Source organism: Megasphaera sp. AF13-6AC (assembly GCF_027685385.1).
GTDB lineage: Bacteria > Bacillota > Negativicutes > Veillonellales > Megasphaeraceae > Megasphaera > Megasphaera micronuciformis.
The window spans coordinates 2527-5514 of sequence record NZ_JAQCUN010000089.1 but is presented as its reverse complement, the minus strand read 5'-3'; the positions used below and the strand labels follow the sequence as shown (position 1 = coordinate 5514).

General features: G+C 46.4%; 5 protein-coding genes and 1 other annotated feature. Of the genes, 1 reads left to right on the top strand and 4 read right to left on the bottom strand.

Going from position 1 to position 2988, the window contains the following annotated elements:
- The coding region (locus PGX78_RS05885) for a substrate-binding domain-containing protein (RefSeq protein WP_270445862.1) at positions 1 to 565 on the top strand (565 nt) is incomplete at its 5' end.
- Between the two features lie 39 nt (positions 566 to 604).
- Here the strand turns inward: PGX78_RS05885 and rplT are convergent.
- The 4 genes from rplT to PGX78_RS05865 all read right to left on the bottom strand — a co-directional run.
- Positions 605 to 955 (bottom strand): 50S ribosomal protein L20, encoded by a 351-nt coding sequence (gene rplT, locus PGX78_RS05880; RefSeq protein WP_006942153.1) that lies wholly within the window; start codon positions 953 to 955, stop codon positions 605 to 607.
- A 38-nt stretch (positions 956 to 993) separates the two neighbouring features.
- Entirely contained in the window at positions 994 to 1191 is a 198-nt protein-coding gene (rpmI, locus tag PGX78_RS05875) for a 50S ribosomal protein L35 (protein ID WP_006942152.1), read from the bottom strand.
- Positions 1192 to 1208: 17 nt separating this feature from the next.
- Complete coding sequence (infC, locus tag PGX78_RS05870; RefSeq protein ID WP_006942151.1) at positions 1209 to 1712, bottom strand: translation initiation factor IF-3; 504 nt, start codon at positions 1710 to 1712, stop codon at positions 1209 to 1211.
- A 24-nt stretch (positions 1713 to 1736) separates the two neighbouring features.
- Positions 1737 to 1847, bottom strand: a sequence feature (ribosomal protein L20 leader region).
- Between the two features lie 77 nt (positions 1848 to 1924).
- The coding region (locus PGX78_RS05865) for an HD domain-containing protein (RefSeq protein WP_270445861.1) at positions 1925 to 2988 on the bottom strand (1064 nt) is incomplete at its 5' end.

The following is a 2988-nucleotide window of genomic DNA, read 5'->3' as shown; positions in this document are numbered from 1 at the left end:
CGAGTGCCGCCTGCAACACGCTCTGCGAAAGTGGATGAAAGCCAAACCTCTAAGCACGATTATATTGAACATCGGTCATACGACGGAGATGATCGAGTCTTTAAAAAAAGGGAACCTGGATATGGTCTTTTCCTTCGTTTCCTTTTATGGAGACGGTTACTGGTGCCGTCCTTATTACAGTGAAGATCTCTGCCTCGTCTGTACTGCCGATGACACAACCTGGGCCGACGGAATTTCCAAAGAAAATCTTCCCGAAATCGACTACCTCTTCTCCAACTTTGCCCTTCAAGGGTTGGGTCTGTACATTCGCGATCTCTTCCCCAAACACCACCGCTTCCGCCTGGAAATCGACAACAGCACCAAGCTGCCCGCCTATGTACGCGAGGGGCTGGGCTATACCTTTTTGCCGGCCAGCCTCTTACAGGACCCGGCGGTATCCGCCGGCATTCGCATCATTCCCCTTCTTGATTTCGCACCGCCTAAAATCGACTCGTACTGCATTATGCGGCGCGACCGACCGCTTCCGACCGACTGGGAAGATTTCTTTCTTTGCGATAAGGCCTAAACAAAAAAGCCGCTCTTATATGAGCGGCTTTTCCTTATCTTACTGAGCTTTCGCTACTTCAACCAACTTAGCGAAGGCGGCTGCATCGTTAACAGCCAAGTCTGCCAACATTTTACGATTTACTTCAACGCCTGCTTTCGTCAAGCCGTTGATGAAACGGCTGTAGCTCATGCCGTTTGCACGAGTTGCCGCATTGATGCGGGCAATCCATAATTTACGGAATTCACGTTTCTTCTGACGACGGTCACGACGAGCGTAGAAGAGAGCCTTCATTACGCTTTCGTTAGCCTTTTTGAAGAGACGGCTACGCGTACCGCGATAGCCTTTTGCCATTTTAATGATTTTTTTATGACGAGCGTGTGCTGTAACACCGACTTTAATTCTAGCCATTATATAATTCCTCCCAATCTCTTAAGTGTAATAACGTATTAAATGAAGGGGCACATCTTGCGAACCGCATCCGAATAGCTCTTAGCAACGAGAGCGGCTTTACGCAGATTACGTTTACGTTTCGGAGATTTCTTTTCCAAAATATGGCTCTTATAAGCTTTTGCTCTTTTAAACTTGCCCGAACCTGTTACACTGAATCTTTTTGCCGCAGCGCTGCGGGTTTTTAATTTACCCATGATATAATTTCCTCCTCTTACTTCGCCTTATTGACAGCTATGACCATAGTCATGTTTCTGCCTTCTATCTTAGGTGCCTTTTCAACATGAGCGACTTCTTTCAACTCATCGGCAAAGCGAATAAGCAACTTTTCACCCAACTCGGGATGGCTCATTTCGCGGCCTCTGAACATAATCGTAACCTTGACCTTACTGCCTTCATCGAGAAAACGTTGTGCCGCTTTCATTTTGACGTAAAAGTCATGGTCTTCAATGTTGGGACGTAATTTTACTTCCTTCAACGTCAGGACCTTTTGTTTTTTCTTTGCTTCCTTTTCCCGTTTCTGTTGTTCATACCGGTACTTTCCGTAGTTCATAATACGGCAAACGGGCGGTTTGGCATTGGCTGCAATTTCAACCAGGTCCAAGTGCCGTTCTTCCGCAATCTGACGTGCAGAGCGCAAAGACATAACACCGAGCTGTTCATTCGTATCGCTTACCAAACGTACTTCCTTAGCTCTGATTTGATCGTTGATACGCAATTCTTTACTAATAATCTTTCACCTCCGCAAAAAAAAGAGCGAACAGCATAGCTGCCCGCTCATATATGACCGACATATAACCTTAGTAACTGTGCGTCTTGTAAGGTGAGAAGCGGACGGCTTCTGCTTAATCTGTAACACAACATATTATACGCATGGCTCCGATATCTGTCAAGGCCCAAAACGCCATAACCGGAAATATGCCGGAGCGTTTAAAAGGTCGTCATTTCACCGAAAATCTTTTCGGCATAGGTATCCGTCATGCCGGCAATATAGTCAATGCACGCCTTCTTATAGTCATCTTCGCTATCCGATATTTTGTAAATCACCTTGTTACCGTATTCATCGGGATCCGCTTCGAGACGACCCGAGTCGGAGAACTTTTTCATACGCTTTTCAAAATGTCGCCCCAAGGTGGGATAATCTTTGGCAAGAATTCGGAGATTGTTCATCGTTTCCGTGCCGTCATAACACTCGCGCAAAAGCTTATACACCGATTCAAGAATGAGGCGCGCATAAGCATGATACACTTCCAGCCTCTTATTCTTATAAATGTGTGCGTAATTGAATCGCATGACCGCATCCATCATATTAATATGCGACTGCGACAGAACCAAGCCCGCTTCGGGAGAACTTTCGCGGCAAATATCCGTAATAAGAGGATACATAATGGACGTATTCGTCACCGACTGAATAGGCTCCCTGCTGTAACTGTTCAGTTCTTTTAACAAGTCCTGTAAGGGCTTGCCGTCTTCTTTCAAAATGCCGAGGCGTACGGCATCTTCAATATCTCTACCCAAGTATGCAATTTTATCGGCAATTTTTACGACACACCCCTCCCACGTGTAGGGAGCATACTGGCTGGGTCGCTCAATGTCGTTTAAATCCATGGCCTCTTCACGGGGTCTTATTACCGTCGACCGGACTTCGCCGCAATGACTGATAATGCCGTCTCTAACCGCATAAGTAAGCATGAGATTCTGTGTCTTTCCCGTCGGATCCAGCAAGGTTTCAATGGAATCTACGACGTGCAGTCCCTGCTGTTCATGCCAAAAACGCTGTCCCGCCTCGTCATGACTGATTTTCTGCAAGATCCGCTCGCCCAAATGCCCGAAGGGTGAATGACCCAAATCATGACCCAATGCAATGGCGCTGATAAGCTCCGTATTTAACCCCAAATAAACGCCGATGGTATTACTCACGGAATTGACCTGATTGACATGGTCGATACGCGTCGATATATGATCGTTCTTCGTCGTAAAAAACACTTGAGTCT